General features: G+C 68.7%; 1 pseudogene. It reads left to right on the top strand.

Features of this window, described 5'->3' with window-relative positions:
* Nucleotides 1–262 (top strand): annotated as a pseudogene (locus GUI70_RS23605) (GTPase HflX); the annotation flags it as partial.

The following is a 262-nucleotide window of genomic DNA, read 5'->3' as shown; positions in this document are numbered from 1 at the left end:
ATCCTCGACATCTTCAGCCAGCGCGCCCAGAGCCACGTCGGCAAGGTGCAGGTGGAGCTCGCGAGCGTGCGCTATCAGGCCTCGCGGCTGGTGCGGGCTTGGAGCCACCTGGAGCGCCAGAAGGGCGGGATCGGCATACGTGGCGGCCCCGGCGAGCGTCAGCTCGAACTCGACCGCCGGATGCTGGACGAACGTGCCAAGCGGCTCTCTGCAGAGCTCGACAAGCTGCAACGCCAACACGATACGCAGCGCCGCGCGCGCA

This window comes from Deinococcus alpinitundrae (assembly GCF_009982895.1).
Classification (GTDB): domain Bacteria; phylum Deinococcota; class Deinococci; order Deinococcales; family Deinococcaceae; genus Deinococcus; species Deinococcus alpinitundrae.
Note: the sequence above shows the minus strand (reverse complement) of the source record. Positions and strands in the feature narration are given on the sequence as shown.